21 protein-coding genes are annotated in these 21516 nt (G+C 29.2%); all 21 read right to left on the bottom strand.

Features of this window, described 5'->3' with window-relative positions:
* Positions 1-34: 34 nt before the first annotated feature.
* The 21 genes from KGF36_RS00345 to KGF36_RS00245 all read right to left on the bottom strand — a co-directional run bounded on the left by KGF36_RS00345 (position 35) and on the right by KGF36_RS00245 (position 21514).
* Entirely contained in the window at positions 35-967 is a 933-nt protein-coding gene (locus KGF36_RS00345; protein WP_227829165.1) for a YIEGIA family protein, read from the bottom strand.
* A 54-nt stretch (positions 968-1021) separates the two neighbouring features.
* Complete coding sequence (locus tag KGF36_RS00340; RefSeq protein WP_255287755.1) at positions 1022-2275, bottom strand: HAMP domain-containing sensor histidine kinase; 1254 nt, start codon at positions 2273-2275, stop codon at positions 1022-1024.
* 65 nt (positions 2276-2340) lie between these two features.
* Positions 2341-3039 (bottom strand): winged helix-turn-helix domain-containing protein, encoded by a 699-nt coding sequence (locus KGF36_RS00335; protein WP_227829167.1) that lies wholly within the window; start codon positions 3037-3039, stop codon positions 2341-2343.
* Positions 3040-3053: 14 nt separating this feature from the next.
* On the bottom strand, positions 3054-3815 hold the full coding sequence (gene pgeF, locus KGF36_RS00330) for a peptidoglycan editing factor PgeF (protein WP_413840107.1): 762 nt from the start codon (positions 3813-3815) through the stop codon (positions 3054-3056).
* Positions 3812-4273 (bottom strand): transcriptional regulator NrdR, encoded by a 462-nt coding sequence (gene nrdR, locus KGF36_RS00325; RefSeq protein ID WP_227824212.1) that lies wholly within the window; start codon positions 4271-4273, stop codon positions 3812-3814. The genes pgeF and nrdR overlap by 4 nt, the downstream gene beginning before the upstream one ends.
* Before the next feature lie 21 nt (positions 4274-4294).
* Positions 4295-4558, bottom strand: coding sequence for a YlmC/YmxH family sporulation protein (locus KGF36_RS00320; protein WP_227432422.1), 264 nt, complete (start codon positions 4556-4558; stop codon positions 4295-4297).
* Positions 4559-4662: 104 nt separating this feature from the next.
* Entirely contained in the window at positions 4663-5436 is a 774-nt protein-coding gene (sigG, locus tag KGF36_RS00315; RefSeq protein WP_169468424.1) for an RNA polymerase sporulation sigma factor SigG, read from the bottom strand.
* 91 nt (positions 5437-5527) lie between these two features.
* On the bottom strand, positions 5528-6250 hold the full coding sequence (gene sigE / locus KGF36_RS00310) for an RNA polymerase sporulation sigma factor SigE (protein ID WP_227829169.1): 723 nt from the start codon (positions 6248-6250) through the stop codon (positions 5528-5530).
* A gap of 24 nt (positions 6251-6274) precedes the next feature.
* Positions 6275-7120 (bottom strand): sigma-E processing peptidase SpoIIGA, encoded by an 846-nt coding sequence (locus KGF36_RS00305; RefSeq protein WP_227829170.1) that lies wholly within the window; start codon positions 7118-7120, stop codon positions 6275-6277.
* 325 nt (positions 7121-7445) lie between these two features.
* Entirely contained in the window at positions 7446-8720 is a 1275-nt protein-coding gene (locus KGF36_RS00300; RefSeq protein WP_227829171.1) for an ABC transporter substrate-binding protein, read from the bottom strand.
* Positions 8721-8981: 261 nt separating this feature from the next.
* Positions 8982-10142, bottom strand: a complete 1161-nt coding sequence (gene ftsZ, locus KGF36_RS00295) for a cell division protein FtsZ (protein ID WP_227432418.1) — start codon at positions 10140-10142, stop codon at positions 8982-8984.
* Between the two features lie 189 nt (positions 10143-10331).
* Positions 10332-10685, bottom strand: a complete 354-nt coding sequence (locus tag KGF36_RS00290; protein ID WP_227829172.1) for a small basic family protein — start codon at positions 10683-10685, stop codon at positions 10332-10334.
* A 98-nt stretch (positions 10686-10783) separates the two neighbouring features.
* Positions 10784-11458, bottom strand: a complete 675-nt coding sequence (locus tag KGF36_RS00285) for a DUF881 domain-containing protein (protein WP_227829173.1) — start codon at positions 11456-11458, stop codon at positions 10784-10786.
* 4 nt (positions 11459-11462) lie between these two features.
* Positions 11463-12161, bottom strand: coding sequence for a DUF881 domain-containing protein (locus KGF36_RS00280; RefSeq protein ID WP_227829174.1), 699 nt, complete (start codon positions 12159-12161; stop codon positions 11463-11465).
* 22 nt (positions 12162-12183) lie between these two features.
* Entirely contained in the window at positions 12184-12924 is a 741-nt protein-coding gene (locus KGF36_RS00275) for an FtsQ-type POTRA domain-containing protein (RefSeq protein ID WP_227829175.1), read from the bottom strand.
* Positions 12925-13193: 269 nt separating this feature from the next.
* On the bottom strand, positions 13194-14411 hold the full coding sequence (gene murG / locus KGF36_RS00270; protein WP_227829176.1) for an undecaprenyldiphospho-muramoylpentapeptide beta-N-acetylglucosaminyltransferase: 1218 nt from the start codon (positions 14409-14411) through the stop codon (positions 13194-13196).
* Between the two features lie 17 nt (positions 14412-14428).
* Positions 14429-15559, bottom strand: coding sequence for a stage V sporulation protein E (spoVE, locus tag KGF36_RS00265; RefSeq protein WP_227432412.1), 1131 nt, complete (start codon positions 15557-15559; stop codon positions 14429-14431).
* 51 nt (positions 15560-15610) lie between these two features.
* Complete coding sequence (gene murD / locus KGF36_RS00260) at positions 15611-16966, bottom strand: UDP-N-acetylmuramoyl-L-alanine--D-glutamate ligase (RefSeq protein WP_227829177.1); 1356 nt, start codon at positions 16964-16966, stop codon at positions 15611-15613.
* Between the two features lie 18 nt (positions 16967-16984).
* The gene (gene mraY, locus KGF36_RS00255; RefSeq protein ID WP_227829178.1) at positions 16985-17953 is read right to left on the bottom strand and encodes a phospho-N-acetylmuramoyl-pentapeptide-transferase; all 969 of its coding nucleotides are present in this window, start codon (positions 17951-17953) and stop codon (positions 16985-16987) included.
* A 40-nt stretch (positions 17954-17993) separates the two neighbouring features.
* The gene (locus KGF36_RS00250) at positions 17994-19367 is read right to left on the bottom strand and encodes a UDP-N-acetylmuramoyl-tripeptide--D-alanyl-D-alanine ligase (protein ID WP_227850123.1); all 1374 of its coding nucleotides are present in this window, start codon (positions 19365-19367) and stop codon (positions 17994-17996) included.
* A 167-nt stretch (positions 19368-19534) separates the two neighbouring features.
* Entirely contained in the window at positions 19535-21514 is a 1980-nt protein-coding gene (locus tag KGF36_RS00245; protein WP_227829180.1) for a stage V sporulation protein D, read from the bottom strand.
* Between the last annotated feature and the right edge of the window lie 2 nt (positions 21515-21516).

Here is a 21516-nt window from a genome sequence, read left to right as displayed (position 1 = left end):
TAAAATATCTAATATAAAATGTTCACATATAAATCTACAAAGTCTTTCTAGAAAAATCACTCTGTTTTCCTTTTGATGTCTCTATGATAGGAGTGCTCTTTACTACATCTATCATTACATCTATATCCTTGATTATTGGTACATATGGTACAACCACAGTGCTTTTTTCTAAGTTAGTTTTAGATATAGCTACAATATCAACCTCATCTACATCCTTATCTATACCCATATGAATAAATAGATTATGTATTATAGCTTGTCTTTGCCCTATATCATTTACTATCCCAAATGCACCCAAATCTCTTGGTATAATCTCTATAGCTAGACATTCATTTTTATATTTTTCTCTTGTATTCTCTAAACCTATATTAGTTATTATTACACCATTTACTTTTAAAATAGGCCCTTCAAAGCTTACTTCAGCAGGAACTATATCTGCTATATCTGCTATACTATTTCGTCTTAGAAATCTTCTAAAAATTAAACCAACTAAAGCTCCTGCTATAACAGCTAGTATTGTACAATAAGCAAAACTAAGGTCATATCGTTTTGAAACAGTAATATAAACTATAGAAGATACTAGTGCAGAAAAAAGACTGATATAACTTCTAGATTCATACGTAGATGCTATTTCTTCTACATAAGCATCTCCTTTTGGTACTAATTCTTCATTGTCGATATTTTTTAATGTTATTCTTTCTTGCTCTGCAAGACCTTGAAATTGTTGTATTGCTACTGCAAAAAATGTTAATGCTGCAAACTCCTTATCTATAAGTGCAGGTAATGCTATAGCACCCAATGAAGCTGAAAGTCCTGATATTATTATTTGTTCTAAATAATCTTGTGGTCTCGATGGGTATTGCTTGTCTGTAACTCTTAAAACTAATCCTCTACACAATATTCCTATAATTACTGCTACTATAAAAGAGTGTCTAAATAAATTTGCACCTAATAAGCTTTCTTCCATTTTCTCAGCTCCTTCTATTATATAGTTTGTGCAAAAAACAAAAAAAATTTCCTTCTATTTAAGGAAATTTTTTTGTAGTATTGTAACAATAAATTCGCTACCAATACCAAGTTCACTTTTTACTTTTATACATCCATTTAATGATTTGACTATATGCTTCGTTATAGCCAATCCTAAGCCCGTTCCTCCTACATCTCTACTTCTTGCTTTATCCACTCTATAGAAGCGTTCAAAGATACGTTCTACATCTTCTTTTGGTATTCCAACGCCATTATCTATAACTTTGATTATTATTTTTTCTTCATCTTTTAAAACTACAACTTGTACAATACCATTATCTTGAGTGTATTTTATAGCATTATCAACTAAATTTAAAAACACTTGTTTGATATAATCTCTATTAGAAAGTATGTTTATTGATTTATCATCACATTTATATAAAACTTCTATATTTTTTTCACTAGCTGAACGTTGAGTTATTTCATATACTTCTCTAAATACATCATATATTACAACATCTTCCATTAGAAGAGTGTCTTTATTTTCTACAAATGATAATAATAATATGTCATCAATCAATCTTTTTAATCTGTCTGATTCACTTTCTATTATTTCCAAAAACCTATTTCTAGTATTTACATCTATATTTTCATTGGATTTTAACGTTTCAACAAATCCACTTATAGATGTAAGTGGTGTTTTAAGTTCATGACTTACATTAGCAACAAAATCACTTCTCATATTTTCAAGCTTCACCTTTTTAGTAATATCTTCTATGTTTACTATTGAGCCAATTATTACATTATTAGTATTTTGAAGATAAACTGGGTCCACTTTTATTTTGTATACTATATCATCTTTAATAGTAATCTTTGCAGTTTCATTTTCTTTAGAACCTATAAATTGAAGTATCTGCTTTAATATTTCTTCTTCTTTTATTACAGCATTGATATTATGACCTTCAACTAGTTTGTTGGGTTCGCTCTTTATCATTTCTTTAGCTTCATCATTTATCAATAATATGTTTCCATTTACATCTATAGCTAAAATTCCATGAGATATACTTTTTAATATAGACCTTAATTGTAAATGTTTATATTGTACTTCTTCTAATGTATCATCCATATTTTTTATCATATGATTAAAATTTCTGGCTAATTCTCCTAGTTCTCCTTTAGCTGATATATTCAGCCTAGCGTGAAACTCTTTGTTACTTACTTTTTTTGAAACGTATATAAACTCTTTTAAATATTTTCTTAGTGTTATTGTGTATCTTACAGACAATATCACAATGGCTATAGACAACATAACAATAAAAAAATATATGTTCTTTAATTCTTCCACAAGATAACACTCCTAAAATATAACTTTTTCTAATCTATTTTGTATCCTACACCTCTTATAGTTTCTATATATTTTTCTGATTTATCTTCATCTTCATCTTCTATTTTTTTTCTTAAATATCTTATATGGACATCTACTGTTCTAGTTTCTCCATAGTATTCATAGCCCCATATTTTATCTAAAAGATAGTTTCTTGAAAGTACCTTACCTTTATTCTGAATTAATAATTTTAACAGTTCAAACTCTTTAAGTGTTAACTCTATCTTTTCAGAACCTTTAGTAACTTCATGTTTTGATAAATCTAGTTTTAAATTACCTGTGGTAAGTATATTATTTTCTTCACCTGTACTAGTTAAGTTATATCTTCTCAAAACAGAGCTAACTCTAGCTAACAATTCTTTTATACTAAATGGCTTGGTTATATAATCATCAGCACCTACTTCAAGCCCTTCAACCTTGTCATTTTCCATATTTTTAGCAGTAAGCATTATAACAGGAATATTTTTCAAGTCTTTATCACTTCTTATTTTTCTAAGTACATCTATTCCACTTATATTTGGTAGCATCCAATCTAAAAGTATTAAATCTGGTTTAACTTCTTTAGCTTTTATAAATCCATCAAATCCATCATATGAATAACTAACTTCGTAGTTTGACACCTCCAAATTGAATTTTAATAGCTCAACTATATGCATTTCATCGTCTATAACAAGCACTTTAGTATTCATTAAAAAGCTCCTCTCTATTTTATCTGTAGTACCGTTCCTATTCGTTCTGATGCCTTATTATGTTTTCTATAAGAGTGGAATTCATCTGCTCTACAACTAGTGCATAGATTTAAATTTATTATATTTTCTTTTTTGACTCCACTACATCTCAGCATATACTCATTAATTTTCCATAAATCTAAATAGTAACTTCCCTCTTTTATTATATAGAACTTTTCATCATTATTTGTAAGAATTGTGTTAAATTTTTCTACCAAATCCTCAGACACTTCATAACAACAAGGTCCAATTGATGGTCCAATTATACATATCAAATCTTCAGGAACTGTTTTATAGGTCTCAGACATCAATTTTATTGTTTTGTGACCTATATTACTAAAAGTACCTTTCCAGCCCGCATGTGCTAGTCCTATGGCTTTATTTTTAGCATCTATAATTGATATAGGTACGCAATCTGCTGTAAACAATAAAAGTGGTACTTTCTCTAAGTTTGTTATAAGTGCATCGCCTTCTATTTTTTGTCCTATATTCTCTCTGTTAACTATGTTAACTATGTCTGAATGTATTTGAGAATTACTAGTTAAATTTTCAAACATTAAATCGCACTCCTTACAAACCCTTAACATGTCTTCTTTACTTTTTGCATCTATATTTTTGCAAGTTATAACTAGATTTATAGAATTTAATTTTTCATCAATTTCTTTACAGTTGCTACTTAAGTTAACATACTCTTTAATATCTTCTACACTTTTTAGATTTATATAATCTTTCATCATTTGTCTCCTTTTTCTATTAGTATACTTTTAAGTTCGTTTACAAAAGTATTTATATCTTTAAATTGTCTATACACAGAAGCAAATCTTACATAGGCGACTTCATCTAAATCTTTCAATTTATCCATTACCATTTCGCCAATTTTTTTGGTTTCGATTTCTTCTATAAAACATTTATTTATTTCATTTTCAATATGTACAACTATATTCTCAATATCTTCAACAGATACAGGTCTTTTTTCACATGCCTTTAATAGTCCGTATTTTATTTTTTCTCTATCAAAATATTCTCTACTATTATCTTTTTTAATAACCATTAAAGGAGTAGTTTCTATTTTTTCATAAGTAGTAAATCTCTTTTTACATAATTCACATTCACGTCTTCTTCTAATAGATTTTAAATCTGTATGTCTAGAATCTATTACCTTTGATTCTTTATAATTACAATAAGGACATTGCATCTGTATTCCTCCTTCGTTTAGCTATATATCAAATTCATCTAAGCTTAATTCTGAACCTATATTTACTATTATTGTATCACAACCTATTTTAAGTATATCATTCCAAAATATAACTTCTTCATCCCCTCCTCTTGAAAAAAAACTTCTACTTCCATCTCCAAAAATGGTAAATGAGACTACCTTTCCCTCATGGATATCCATATCTATGTCGATTATGAAACCCATCCTTTTTCCATTTTTTACATTTATAATTTCTTTTTCCATTATATCAGAAACTCTAATCATATTATACTCACCCTTTCTTTAAAAATAAATATGTATTTGGATAAAAAAAAATGACCTATATAGGTCATTTAAATTTAAAATTATGTTTACATTCCATGGATTACTTATACATACTTTCTCATATTTTTTAAAGCATTTTTTTCAATTCTTGATACTTGTGCTTGAGATATACCGATTTCATCAGCAACTTCTATCTGAGTTCTTCCTTTGTAAAATCTTAAATCTAATACCAACTTTTCTCTACTATTTAATTTTTTAATAGCTTCCTTAAGTGATATTTCTTGCAACCAGTTTTCATCAGTATCTTTTTTGTCTTGAACCTGATCCATTACAAATATCGCATCTCCATTATCTTGATATACTGGGTCAAATAAAGATATTGGGTCTTGTATAGCATCAAGTGCCATTACAACTGACTCTACTTCTAATTCTAATTCTTTTGCTATTTCTGATACTGTTGGTTCTTTTGAATTTGTTCTAATTAATCTTTCTCTGACTTGTAGTGCCTTATATGCTATATCTTTTAATGATCTACTTACTCTGATTGGATTATTATCTCTTAAGTATCTTCTAATTTCTCCTATAATCATAGGAACAGCATAAGTTGAAAATCTGACATTTTGACTTAAATCAAAATTATCTATAGCTTTTATAAGACCAATACAACCTATTTGAAATAAATCGTCTATATTTTCTCCTCTGTTGTTAAATTTTTTTATTACACTCAAGACTAACCTTAAATTTCCTCTTACAAATTGTTGTCTGGCTTCTTCATCACCACTTTTTATTTGTAATAAAAGTTCCTTCATTTGCTTATTTTTAAGAACTGGAAGTTCAGATGTATTAACACCACATATTTCAACCTTATTAACTTGCATACATTTCAGTCCTCTCTCAAAAAGTATTCATCTATTGAAATTATTTACATTTCCAATTTTTTTATACTTTTTAAGAAGAATTAATTTAGAATTATACAAATTTTTTCATTTCTTTTTGTAACCTTGAAATTATTTTCTTTTCAAGTCTAGATATGTAGGATTGAGATATTCCAAGCATTCCAGCAACTTCTTTTTGTGTTTTTTCAATACCTTTATCTATAAGTCCAAACCTTAATTCCATAATTTGCTTTTCTCTGTCACTTAATCTGTCAAGTGCCATAACTAATAAATCTCTATCTATCTCTTCTTCTATTATTTTATATATTTCATCATTTTCTGTACCTAAAACATCTGATAATAAAAGTTCGTTTCCATCTAAGTCTATATTTAAAGGTTCATCAAAAGACACCTCTGTTTTCTTTTTATTATTTTTTCTTAGATACATTAGTATTTCATTTTCTATACATCTTGAAGCATAAGTTGCTAATTTTATGTTTTTATTTAATTTAAAAGTATTGACTGCCTTTATCAAACCTATAGTTCCTATAGAAATTAAATCCTCTACATCTATACCTGTATTTTCAAATTTTCTTGATATGTAGACTACTAATCTCAAATTTCTTTCTATTAAAATTGATTTTACAGTTTCATCAGTTTCTAGTTTTTGCAAAAGTTCCATTTCTTCTTCTGGTTTTAGTGGAGGAGGAAGAATATTGGCCCCTCCCATATAGTATATTCCTTTTGGCTTTATTATTTTTAATTTAATACCTAACATCGTAATAAAGCTTATGATTCTTTCTTTTAATCGTAACATCCTTTGTCCCCCTTAAATTTTTAGCTAGAATCCAGGCAATATATTTGGATTCATTATTGCCCCGTATTCTCTATCATTAAAATTTGAAATACCAAGTATTATATTTCCTATCTTTTGCTCATCTACCTCTACATAATCAGCTTTTAGACCAATTATTATGCTTGTCTTATTACTTCCAGCATGTTTATAAGGTATTATTCTAACTCTCCCTGAAGTTCTGTCATCTAAACTACATATGATTTCCTGAGCTTTTTCCATATCTATATCTTCATAGTTAATATTTAATAGATTTTCTGGAATCAATCCTTCTAACACACTTGATTTGACTATTATTACATCACTTTGACTTATTGGGTCTTTTAATAAATTTCCACTATCCACTAAAGCCTTACAGCAAAAGCTTTTTTCTAATAAGTTTATATTTATAGTCTTTGTAAGCTCTTTGATGTATTTAAGCATCTTCAAGTCTTTGTAAATGTACTTTAATAGTTCACAACTTACATAAGTACATGCAATTAAAAAAGATATTTTTAAATGGCTTATTCCTGTAAAATAAATTACAAAATAAGTACTTCCAGAAATAAAAATATTTACTAAATAAAAAACTAATGCTACATGAGCATAATCTTTTTTACTCTTAGTCCTAAATGAAATTAAAGTTATAATACTCATGATTATTATTTTAAATGGCACTGTAAATAGTATATTCATTGACGGGTATAAATAAGCAACAGAGTAGGCTCCTCCTAAACTAGCCCCCAGCAACTTATTCTTTCTAGGATTATATTTTTTAGTAAGAATAGAAGTACAACTTATAATAATATAATTTATTACTAGGTTTTCTATAACATAGTACTCAATATACACCATGTATCCCCCCTTAAAACCTTTAAACATATTATAAGATAGTATGTACAAAATTTTATGTCACTTTTGACAGTCGAATCCAAAACAAATTCTATTTAAAAATAACAATGATATATGTCTTATACTTTATGTCGTCAAAAGATATTTTTTTAGTATCAAACAAATAGGCTTTTTTGTAGAATTCAATATATCTAGGTAGAAGTTATTCAACCCTACTTTTGGAATATTTCCATAAAAAAAGACTATGCGACTTAATAATATAGCAAGTAAATCTTTTACTTGTATAAAATTAAGTTGCATAGTCTATAAATTCAAATATAAACTTAAACTATTGTGCTAATAATTCATTTGCATATTTTGCAGATTCATTTAGTGCTTGTTCTGGAGTCTTATCTCCAGCTATCATCATTTGAAGTTGTTTCCATAAGTGTTCATATATTTCTACTCCATGAGGTCCAACTGTTAATGGTCTGTACATATTTTTATCTTTTGTTACCATTTCTTCAAATCTTGGGTCTCCTTGATATTTTTCACCTTTAGCAACTGGTGCTCTTGGTATCTCTTTATGGAAAGCTTCCATTGAGTCTTTACTTAACATATATTCAAGAAGTTTAAAGCCAAGTTCTTTGTTTTTACACGCTGACATTAAAGTTAAATCATCTACTGAAGCAAAACTACCAACTGTTTTATCTTCTAATGAAGTTACATATCCCCAGTTTAAGTCTGGGAATGATTTATCAAAAGTACTTGTAGCAGCAGAAGACAGCATTATAGTAAATGCAGCTTTTCCTGGTCCAAATACACTTTCAACCATTTCATTACTGTCTTTTGATAAAGCATTATCTGGTATATATTTTTTCATATCATTTATAAAGTTAGCAGCTTTTAATCCTTCTTCATTATTAAATTTAACTGATTTTAAATCATCATTATATATATCTCCACCAGCTTGCCATAGATATGGATACCAGTTCCAGTTTAAACTACCAAACACTTTAGAACCCCAACCTTGTGCAAGACCCCATTGGTCGATTTTTCCATCTCCATCAGTATCTTTTGTTGCTTTTTCACATATTCTTTTAAAATCTTCCCATGTTTTAGGAGGTTTTTCTCCCAATTTTTCTAGTATATCTTTATTATAGTATAATACACCTGGATTAGCAGCTTCTATAGGTAAACCGTAAATTCCACCCATCATTTTTGCATTATCTAAGTATAAATAATTGTCTGAAGTTCCTGATTTTTCTAAATAAGGAGTTAAATCTTCAACTGCTCCCATTTCTATAAATTGAGGAAACATTTCTGCATACATATATCCTATATCTGGCCCCTCACCTGCACTGATTGCAGTAGCATATTTTTCTGCATAATTATCCCATGGTACTATTTGAAATTCAATTTCACAGTTATTTTCCTTTTCAAATTTCTCAAGTATCGGTTTCCATGCATCTGCATCATGATCTGTTAATGGTGCAGACCATACAACTAATTTTTCTTTGCCATCTTTTCCTTTAGATTCTTCTTTTTTTGTACATCCAGCAAGAAGTGATGTTGACAAAACAGCAACCATGGCTAAAGAAAGAATTTTTTTTAGCTTAATCATACTTAATCCCCTTTCAGACTTTAATTTCTCTTTTTCCTCAAATTTTTACAATTCAATTCAGATTTAATATTACCAAATAAAAATATCATTGTCTAATTATAAAAAACTATAACCATTTGTATAATTATCATTTTTTTCTATACTTAATAAAAAAACTTTACTTTTTTATATTTTTTTGATACTAGAATATATTTTAAGAAATAATAGATTAAAATACAAAAAATAAAAAGAAGTCTATTGACTTCTTTATAAATTTACATATTATCTTCTTCTTCTTAAGAATGTAGGTATTTCCATGCTCTCATCATCGTCTTCTTCTATTATACTCGCCTTTTTAGGAGCTTCTATCTTTTCTTCAACGACAATTTCTTCTTCTTCTATTTCTTTTACAACTTGTTTTACGGTTGTATTCAAAGAAGATCTTATACTTGATTTAGGCTTAGTATCCAAATCTAAAATCCCACCTTGTAAGCCTTCAAATCCTGTTGCGATTACTGTAATCATTATTTCATCGCCTAAATCTTCTTTTATAGAAGCACCAAATATAACATTTGCTTCTGGGTCACATGATTCCATAACTAAAGTAGATGCTTCATTAACTTCAAATAATCCTAAGTTAGGACCACCTGTAACATTAAGAAGTACTCCTTTTGCTCCTTGTATTGATGTTTCTAAAAGTGGAGATTGGATAGCTTGTCTAGCAGCATCTATAGCTCTAGTTTCTCCACTAGCACTACCTATACCCATATGAGCAAGACCTTTATCTTTCATTATAGTAGTAACATCTGCAAAGTCTAAGTTTATTAATCCTTCAACTGCTATAAGGTCAGAAATTGATTGTATACCTTGTTTTAACACATCATCTGCAACTGCAAAAGCATCCAACATTGAAGTATTCTTTTGTACTATTTGTAAAAGTCTATCATTTGGTATTGTTATAAGAGTATCTACCTTTGACTTAAGCTCAGCTATTCCACCTTCAGCATTTTTCATTCTTATTTTACCTTCAAATGCAAAAGGTTTTGTAACTACACCTACTGTAAGGATACCCATTTCTTTAGCTAAGCCTGCAACTACTGGGGCAGCTCCTGTACCAGTACCACCACCCATTCCAGCTGTAACAAATACCATATCAGCTCCTTGAAGTAGTTTTACTATTTCATCTTTACTTTCTTCAGCAGCTCTTTTTCCTACTTCTGGATTAGCTCCTGCACCAAGTCCTCTAGTTAATTTTTCTCCTATTTGAACTTTATATTCAGCCTTTGATGTATATAAAGCTTGTTTATCTGTATTTACTGATATAAATTCAACACCTTTAAGTTGAGCTTCTACCATTCTATTGACAGCATTGTTTCCACCGCCACCTACACCTATTACTTTAATTTGTGCACATTCTTCTAATTCTACGTCAAAGTTTAGCATCATAAACCCCCTTATCTCATGATTCAAAGTTATCGTATGTATTAATTATATCATTTTCTTCTTTTATTTTGTTAACCTTTAACTAACATATTCCACAAAAACGTAAATTTTCCTTTTTAATTTTCTTACTTATATTGTCAAATATTACTCTTTAAGTATAAAATATTTTATGTATATATCAAAAGCTCTTTAATTTTTATGTTTTTTATTCATAATATTGGCAATGATATAACGTCTAATTATGGATAAATTATTAAATAGTCTCATACCAAAAACTAATACTGCTACATAATAAAGTGAAATTCCTAACTTTTCTCCTATATAAGTCAATAATATAGCCAAGATAGCATTCCCTATGAAACCAGTAACAAAAATTACATTATCATAGTTATCTTCAAAACTGGATTTTATCGCTCCAAATATAGAATCCATTATTGCAAGAATAGCTACTGACATATATATCGAATAATCCATAGAATATGTAAATGGAATGTAGTAACCTACTACCACACCAAATGCCAATCCTCCTAACACCCATATCATAAATCTTCACCTCTTTATTTTACTTTGAAACACAACTATATTACAATCCTTTTTATTAATTTTTTTTATTTTTTCTTTATTTTTTTGTATTTTTCGTTTTATTTTGCAAATAAATCCACCTTATTTCCATTATTTTCCTGTATTTTTATATTAATTCCATATATATCCTTTAGAGATTTAGCATATGATTCTGGAGAATTTATAGCTGCACTCAATAAATCTATATCTCCTATAGCTTTTATTATAAATGGTTGTCCATATGTAGTATCGTTCACTGTAATAGTTGCTCCTGAACATTTTATCTTACTTGTTGACAATACTCTTTCTCCATTTATAGATATTGCTTTTGCACCTGCTTTTTTCAAATCATTTAAAACTCTTAGAATGTCAATATCATGTATAATCAGGTCGTTTGGATTTTGTCCATCTTTTAATTCTCTTTCACTATCCTTCATAGTAATAGTTATTCCTGGACCTGTGACAGTTGAGTAGCCACTTAACTCTTTAACTTCTTCAAGTTCTTTTTTCATTAATGTTTGAATCGATTCATTTCCATTATTTTCTGCTTGCTTATATTCATCTAAAGTATTTTTATTACTTTTAAGAGCTTCTTTTAGATTTTTTATTTCCTTATTTGTATTTTCTATTTCACTTTCAATATTTTTAGTCTGACTCAATGTTATATACACTTTATTTGGGTTCAGTGATTTTATATAAGTTGATATGAAAATGCCTAATATGAATGCTCCTAATATAATCATTTTCTTTTTCATACTATTATTTCCTCTCTACTTTTTCTGTATCACCGTGTCCATTTATTTTTACATTATCTTCTTTAGCCACTTTTACCTTTGCATTATAATACGTTTCTATTTCCCAGACAATACCGTACTTTATATTGAGCGCAGAAGCTAATGTATCAGAATCACCAATTGCCTTTATTGTAATTGGCTCCTTTATAACAGTATCATTCATATAAAGTTTATCTTCTTTCAAATACATATATGTATTTGAAACTAATCTTTGATTATTTATAGATATGGCACTTGCTTGTGCTGAATTTAATTTATTTATCATTGACAGTAATAAATCATAATTATATAGTATACTGTCATTTTTATCAAAGCTTCCTAAGGTTTTTGTAGAATTTATTTCAACTTCAATACCTTTTCCTTCTACATCTGTATATCCAGCTAAGGTTTCATATTTTTCTATTTCTGATTTAAGTATATCTTGCTCTCCTTTTTCACTTTTACCTCTATAAGTATCTATATCTTTTTTTACACTATTAATTTCTGATTGAAGATTTTCCTTTTCTTTTTTTAGAGATTTAAGTTCTTCTGTAAGTTGCTCTCCTCTCTTAAAAGTCGTCATCCCTCTATTTTCTATATTAATAATTTTTAATTGTAAACTAACGAGAACTCCCAATACAATACTTCCTATGATTATACTCTTATTTATAAATCTTTTTTTCAAAATATCACTTCCTTACAATTGTCTATCCTTCTGGACTATATACAGCTAGCTTTCCATAATTTAGATTTATAGTCCCACCATTGGTATTTTTATTTTGCAGGTCAATCAAAATTTTATTTACCCTAGATATATTATAATCTAAGTTATCATCATTAGAAAGTAAGATTTTTATATTGCTTCTCGTAAGCATATCTACATTCCCTTCTTTTTTAAAGTTTACATAATTTATTTTTCTATAAATACCTTCTTCTTTTAAATAATTTAAAGTCTTAAATACATTCTCTTTAGTTTTATAATCTTTAAATTTTATTGATTTCGTATCATCAATACTATAATCTACTTCCACTATCAAATCATTTTTGCTTTCATTAGTACCTTTTAGTTCCTCTAATAAGTTCCCTTTTTTATCTATATAACAATAGTTATCTTCATCCTTTAATGCTGCAAAAATTTCTTTTTCCTTTAAGCTTATAATTATCTTATTTGGAAGTTTCCTTTTTATTTCTACATCTTCTATATATGGATTTTTCATAAGCTTACTTTTCATGTCTTTAAAATTGTATGCAAATATATTTTCATGTGAACTTACATTTAACTCTTTCATTATATTTGACTTGGTGACTCTTTTATTTCCAATCACATCTATCCTCTTTACATCAAATAAATCACTCCCTACAATAATACATATCCCAAAAGATAGCATAAGTATAAAAACCAAAACTATCATAACATTATTCGTATTTAGCTTCTTTCTCCTCTTCAAATACAATCAACCCCTTTGGTTAATAAATACACCTTTCGAGTTTATATTTCCTACAAAAAAAATATAATATTTAAAGTCAAATTTTCTCATTTTTTTACAAAACAATCTAATAAAACATTAAAAAAGAGGATTAAATTGATATTTCATCAAAATAAATATAAAATACTATATGTTTTTTATAACTTAAAACTTGTATACACACAAATAAACCCCTAATTTAGAATAATTTAGAAAATCTAATATATTATAAATTAGGGGTAAATATCTATTTATCTTTTCTTTATTCCTATTACTTTAGCCTGACCTTCTATACTTGGAGCTGCTTCTTTTTTTACTTCCTCAACAACTTTTTCTTTTTTTGATTTTTTAGCTGTTGATTTTTGTGTTGAGTTGTATACCTTTATTATCTCATCATATATAAGGTCTATCGCCTCAGGTCTACCTATAGTTTTACTTGCATTTGCCATGTCAACTAGAAGCTCTCTATCGCCTAAAAGTTTAAATACGGCTGTATTTAGGCTTTCTGGAGTTAAGTTTTTTTCTAGAATTGCAACCCCTGCACCTTGCTTCTCTATACTCTTAGCATTGTACTCTTGATGATTTTCAGCAGTATATGCTTTAGGTATTATTATAGAAGGTTTGCCAAGAGCTGTTATTTCAGCTAGTGAAATTGCTCCTGCACTACCTATAACTAAATCACTTGCTGCAAGTGCATTTGCCATATCTTCTAAATAAGGTACTACTTTTTGGTATGGTTTAAGATTTATATTACTGATACTTTCCATAAATTCTTCATAATAGCTTTTTCCTGTTGCAAATATAAAAGCTATATCTTCATTGACCATATTCTTTATGACAAGTCTCATTGCATCATTTATTTTTCTTGAACCTCCACTACCACCATAGCAAAGTACCATTTTTTTCTCTTCACTTATCCCTAAATTTTTTCTTGCGATATTTTTTCTTGATAACAAAATTTCTTTTCTAACTGGATTTCCTGTAAAAACTAATTTTTCTTCAGCTGCCTCAGGAAATCTTTTATGTGAATCTTCAAAACTTGTAAGTACCTTTGTAACTGTTTTGGATAAAATCTTATTAGTTACTCCAGGAAAAGAATTTTGCTCATGTATTATAGCTGGTATTTTTCCCATGGACGCATTAAATAAAACAGGTCCACTGACATATCCACCAGTTCCTATGACTACATCTGGCTTAAATTTTTTAACAATTTTTCTTGATTGTTCCAATCCTTTAAAAAGCTTAAAAACTCTTTTTACATTATCGAAGTCTATTTTTCTCTTAAATCCTTGTACTGTTACAGTTTTCAATTCAAATCCATACTTAGGAACTATTTCTGATTCTATTCCCTTTTCCGTCCCAACAAACATTATCTCGGCGTCTGGATGTTCATCTCTTATTTTGTTAGCAATAGCTATAGCTGGATATACGTGTCCTCCAGTTCCACCGCCCGATAATAAAACTTTCATCAAATCATCATCTCCTGTTAATTAATTTTGACATGCTTTGAGATGTTCAACACTATACCTACAGCCCCCATAAAGATGGTGAGTGAGGTACCCCCATAACTTATAAATGGTAGTGCTACACCTGTAGCTGGCATTGATGATGTTGCAACTGCTATATTTAAAGCTGCTTGTATTCCAATTTGTGCCCCTATACCTATGACAACCATACAAGCAAATACATTAGAAGTCTTCAGCGCTATTCTTACACATCTGTAGACTAAGGCTACAAATAGCATTATAACTATTATACAACCAATTAATCCTAACTCTTCTCCTATTATAGCAAATATAAAGTCATTTTGTGGCTCTGGTATATAAAAATACTTTTGCTTACTCTTTCCTAAGCCTAAACCAAACAGTCCTCCTGAGCCTAATGCATATAAACCTTGTATTACCTGATACCCCTTACCAAGTGGATCTTGAAATGGGTCTAAAAAAGATGTAACACGACTAAGTCTATACGGTTCAGCAATTACTAATGCAGCAAATAAAGCAGCCCCACTTCCTATCATAGCAAATACAATTTTCATATCCATCCCAGCAACAAATATCATTACAAATGTAACTAGAATTACAGTACCTGCTGTTGACAAATTTGGTTGAAGTATTATCAACGCAAAAAATATTCCTGGAACTACGAGAAGTGGTACAACACCTTTTGTCAAAGATTTTATTTTATCATAATTTTTCTCAATCAATTTTGCAGTTAATATTATTGTAGCAAACTTTGCAATTTCTGCAGGCTGAAATGTTAAAGCACCTATCCCTAACCATCTTTTTGCTCCATTTGCTTCTATTCCCAAAGGAGTTAAAACCAACAATAATAGTACTACTGCTATAGCTCCAATTGCTGTAGCATTTTTCTTCCAAAAATTATAGTCTATTCTAGATGTAATAATCATAACTATAAATCCCAGTATAGCATATATTACATTTTTCTTTAGAAAATAGTATGCATCATTATGTTTAAATGAAGATTGTATAAAACTTGCACTAAACACCATAACTATTCCTACAAATACTAAAAGCATAGTAGTATAAAATACTACTCCATCAAATTCAGTCTTCATCCTTATGTCAATTTGTTTTTTCAAATTTTCTTTAGGCATCCAACTAATCTACCTCCATTCTTCCATCTAAGTAAGTTTAGAGGTAAGAGATTATTTTAAATTGTTTACATTATCTTTGAAGTCTTTTCCTCTTACTTCAAAACTTTCATACATATCCCAACTTGCACAAGCTGGTGAAAGAAGCACTATATCTCCATTTTTTGAAATCTCATGAGAAGTCTTAACTGCTTCCTCCATATCTTTTACTATATGTATGTCATTAAATCCTTTATTTTTAGCACAACTTTCTATCTTTGGTGCAGTTTCTCCTAATAAGATTAATGATTTAACATATGACTTTGCAATTTCAAGAAGTTCATCAAAGTTGCTTCCCTTATCCATTCCTCCTGCTATAAGCACTATAGGTCTATTATAAGACTGTACAGCTTTTATAGTAGAATCTGGATTAGTTCCCTTTGAATCATTTACATACATTACATTATCTAAGTTTCTTACAAACTCTTGTCTGTGTTCAACTCCTTTAAATGTCATCAATACATCTTTTATTACTTCTAAATCTACTTTACAAACATATGCGATTGCTATTGCTGCCATACAATTTTCTAAATTATGGCATCCAGGCAAACTTACATCATCTTTATTTAGAAACTTAATCTTATCCTCTATATCTATTATTATGTCATTATTTTCTAAATATACTCCTCCATTTACTCTATGAGTTCTTGAAAAATAAATTATTTTGGCATTACATTTATCAGCTAGACCTCTCACTATTTCATCATCATAATTTAATACACAAAAATCTTCAGCATTTTGATTCATAAATATTTTTGATTTAGCTTCTATGTACTTTTCCATAGTATGATGTCTATTTAAATGATCTTCTGTAATGTTTAATATTGCACTTACTTTAGGTCTAAATTCATCCACACTTTCAAGTTGGAAACTACTCAGTTCAGTTACAAGTATAGATTCTTCATTTGAAGTTTCTATAGTATCTATTACAGGATTCCCTATATTACCAACTACATATGTATCTTTTTTGGCACTTGAAAAAATTTCTCCTACTAAGCTAGTTGTAGTTGTCTTACCATTTGTACCTGTAATCCCTATAAAAGTTGGATTATTTGACAATTTAAAAGCTAATTCTACCTCACCAATTATACACTTGCCTGAATTCTTTAGTTCCAAAATAAATGGCAGGTCTAATGGTACCCCTGGAGATACTACAACCATATCTACATCGTCTACATCCTCTGGATGGCATCCTAATATGTATTCTATGTCATTTATAGATTTTAATTCATCAAGTATGTTTTTTAATTTATTTTCATCTTTAATATCATTTACAATTATACTTGCTCCTAATTTATCTAAATGTTTAATTGTAGATATACCAGTTTTTGCAAGCCCTACTAATAAAACTTTTTTTCCACTTAAGTCCATTTTTTATTCCCCCTAGGCCTAAAATACTGCTATTATACTTATCCAAGCTAAAACAACTGTAATAATCCAAAAAACAAATACAACTCTTGTTTCTGGCCAGCCACATTGTTCAAAATGATGGTGTATTGGAGCCATCTTAAAGAATCTCTTTCTAGTTGCTTTAAAATATCCAACTTGAATTAAAACTGATAGAGCTTCTGCAAAATAAATACCTCCAATTATAGGTATTATAAGCACAGAATTAGTTAAAACTGAAAATGCTACAACCGCACCTCCTAGTGCCATTGAACCTGTATCTCCCATAAACACTCTAGCTGGATATGAATTAAATCCTAAAAAGCCTAGACATGCTCCAACAGTTGCTGCTGCCAAAACTGCAACTTCTGTATTACCTGCAACTGAACTTGCAAACAACATAAAAAATACAGAAACAACTAAAGTCACTCCTGATGCTAGACCATCTAGACCATCAGTTAAATTTACAGCATTTACTATTGCTACTATTATAAACATCATTATTGGTATATATAGTATCCCAACATTTATTACAAAATCTGTAAATGGTATCATAAGTTGCGAAGCACTTGATGATGACGTATACTGATAAAAAGCAACATAAAAAGATAATGCAACTTGAAGGATTATTTTTTGATATGCTTTTAGTCCAAGTGACCTTTTTAGCTTTATTTTTATAAAGTCATCTAAAAAACCAATAAAACCAAAACCAGCAATACATATAAGACCTACTGCCATGTCATGACTAACTTTTACTCTTGTAAGTCCAGTTATTAGAATTGCAACAATCATTATAATTCCACCCATAGTAGGTGTTCCATTCTTAGCTAGATGTGTTTGAGGTCCATCATCTCTAACTGTCTGACCAAATTTAAATTTCCTAAGCATTGGTATAAATATTGGTCCTATTATAATTACTATCAAAAACGCAATCAATGCGGTGTACGTAAGCTCTGTTATTCCTAACATCATAAAACTCCTCTCCCTTGTCAATCAACTCATTAGTTTAAGCTTATTTATTTAGATATTCAACTATTTTTTCTAATTTCATGCCTCTTGAGCCTTTCACTAAAATAGTGTCTCCTGTTTTTATTAATTCATCTAATTGATTAAATACATCATCTCTATTTTTAAAGTGATATATATTGGATGAATCGAATCCTAATCGTTTTGCTTCGTCTCCAATAAACACTGAATTTTCACCTATAGTTATTATAATATCAGTATTATTCATAGATGATTTTCCAACTAATCTATGACCATACTCTGAAATTTCACCCATCTCAAGCATATCTCCAAGTATTGCTACTTTTCTACCTTTATATCTTCCAAGTATTTTTAAGGCTGCTTCCATAGAATCTGGACTGGCATTATATGAGTCATTAATTATTATTAATCTTTCATTTTTTATTATGTCTAATCTCATTTTTGTCCCTTTGAAGTTTTTTAAACCTGTTTTTATATAATCCAAAGAAATATTTAAACTCATGCCAATTAATATAGCTGACATAGCATTATATATATTATGCTCTCCTATTGTTGGTATAAATATTTCCTCTTTTTTTCCATTTATGACACACGTAAATGTCAAACTATCTTCTTCCATAGTATAATCTTCACAATAAATGTCATTATCTTTATTAAATCCAAATGTTTTTAACTTATATATGTGCTCTTTTTCTTTTAGTGTAGATAAAAATTTATCATCACCATTCACAATCAAGGTATTTGTATCATCAAAGTTTGAAGCAATCTCCAGCTTTGCCTTTAAAATCCCTTCTTGTGAACCTAGGTTTTCTATGTGCGATAATCCTATATTTGATATGACTGCAATTTTAGGATTTACTATGTCCACCAAATACTTTATTTCATTAAATCCAGACATTCCCATTTCTATTACAGCACACTCATGTTCTTTATTTAAATTAAACAAAGTCAAAGGAACCCCAAAATGATTATTTAGGTTCTTTTCATTTTTCAAGATGTTTAATTTTGCAGAAATAGCTGCATATATCATATCTCTAGTAGTTGTTTTCCCTACACTACCTGTAACACCTATAAATGGAATGTCAAATTTTTCTTTATAATATCTGGAAATATTTCCTAGAGCCAAAGTTGTATCTTTTACCTCTATTAAATTTATATCCGAACTTTCTAATTTTATTCCATTACTTTTATTTTTTATAAAAGTTTTACATCCACTATCATAGGCAGACTTTATAAATGTATGCCCATCTAAATTTTCTCCAACTATGGCTACAAATGCATTTTGTGCCTTTGCTTCCCTGCTATCTATAACTATATCACTTACACAGTCATTATAATCTCCATATATTAACTTTCCATTAGTTGCAAGTACTAACTCCTTTATTGTTAAGCACTCCATTCTCAAACTCCTCCTTATAAAACATTAGCTATATTATCTTAGCAACAAAAGGCAATGTATACCGTTACATATACATTGCCTACGATAACTCTTAACTTTATAATTATATACTATATTTCTGTTTTTTTGAAGATGTTTATGGATATATGTTAATTATCTGTTACTTTTTAGTTTTCAAAATATAGTGTTATACTTGAATCTTCATTAACTTTTATTCCAGGTTTTGGAAAAACATCCTTTACTTTTGTATCCTTTGGAATTTCTATATCTGTATCTAAATTTGGTTTTAACTTCGCATCTTCTAGTGCTTTCACTGCATCTCCAATTTTTAAATTTCTTACATCTGGTACTTTGACTTGTTTCTTTTCATATTCAGCTTTTTCTTCTTCTTTATATACTGGTTTAACCCCTAAATATTTTAGAGAATCATTCATTATTTCTTTTACTATAGGTCCTGCTGTAGTACTACCAAATGCACTTACTCCTGTTGGCTCATCAACAATAGCAAGAACTACAATTTGTGGGTCATCACAAGGTGCTATTCCCACGAATGAACATATATATTTTCCTTGAGCATATTTACCATCTATAACCTTTTGAGCTGTACCTGTTTTCCCACCTAGTCTATATCCTGGTATATATGCAATTTTTCCTCCACCATCAGTTACAACTGACTCTGCAATTTCTAACATTTTTTTGGATGTTTCTTTAGATATAACATTTCTTACTTTTTTTGGTTTTACTGTCTCAGTTATATTACCTTTATTGTCAGTATAAGATTTTACTACTCTTGGTTGCATTAAATCTCCACCATTTGCTATTGATGATATAGCTGTTATAAGTTGTATTGGAGTTACTGATATGGATTGACCAAATGATATTGTAGCTAACTCGACTGGACCTACATTTTTTTCATTATATAATATCCCCTTAGCTTCTCCTGGTAAATCTATACCTGTCTTATTCATAAGACCAAAAGATTCTATATAATCATACATTTTACCAACACCTAATCTACTTCCTAATTCAACAAACACAGGGTTACAAGAATTTTGTACTGCTTGTTTAAACTCTTGTGTTCCATGAGGTCTATAGTGTCTCCAACATTTAATCTTTCTTCCTCCTACAGTTACACTACCTGTACATGTGAATTTCTCACCATCTTTTATTACTCCTTCTTCAAGAGCACTAGAAGATGTAATAAGTTTAAATGTAGAACCTGGTTCATATGTATCACTTACTGCTGGATTTCTCCACATTTGATAATAGCCCTTTATTTTGTCTTTATCGCTATATTTTTCAAGTTCTTCTTGATAATATGGATATATTGGTGTTCTTGAGTCGTTAGGGTCATAATCTGGTTTTGATGCTAGAGCAAGTATATCACCAGTTTTAGGATTCATTGCTATTGCAGTGACTTTCTTTGCATTGTTTATTTCATAAGCTTTTTGTACTGCTTTTTCAGTATAATGTTGGATTACTTCATCTATAGACAATACAAGACCATTCCCTTGAACAGGTTCATAATATTTTTCCATACCTTGTGGAATTTCTCTACCTGAAGCATCAGTACTTACTATTAGTTTTCCAGCTTTCCCTTTTAATTTTTTATCATATTGCATCTCTATACCAGATATCCCTGTTGCATCTGAAGAAGTATGACCTATTACATATGGTGCAAAATTTCCATAAGGATAATATCTTTGATTGTCTTCTGCTACCCATATTCCACCTAATTTAGCATCCCTTATTTTACTTGCCTTATCATCATCTATCCATCTTTTGACCTTTACAAGAGCCATATTTTTTTTACTTATTAGAGAATAAATATCTTTATAGTCTTCGTCCAAAATTTCAGCAACTTTTTCAGCCGCTTCTTTTTTATCTTCAACTTCTACAGGTTTGCACCAAACTGTATATTTAGTTACACTTACTGCCAATTCTTTCATATTTCTATCATATATAGTTCCTCTTTTAGGCTCTATAGGTATATCTCTTGTTTGTTGTTCTAATGCTTTTGTACTCAACCAATTACCTTTCATAAGTTGTAAGTATCCAGTCCTAATAACAAGGCAAAAAAACAGTGCACATGCTAAAACAAGAACAAGTACCAGTCTTTTTTTGCTTATCCTTTTTACTTTTCTCAAAC

This window comes from Clostridioides sp. ZZV14-6009 (genome assembly GCF_020658095.1).
Taxonomy (GTDB): Bacteria; Bacillota; Clostridia; order Peptostreptococcales; family Peptostreptococcaceae; genus Clostridioides.
This window is presented reverse-complemented; position numbering and strand designations above follow the sequence as displayed.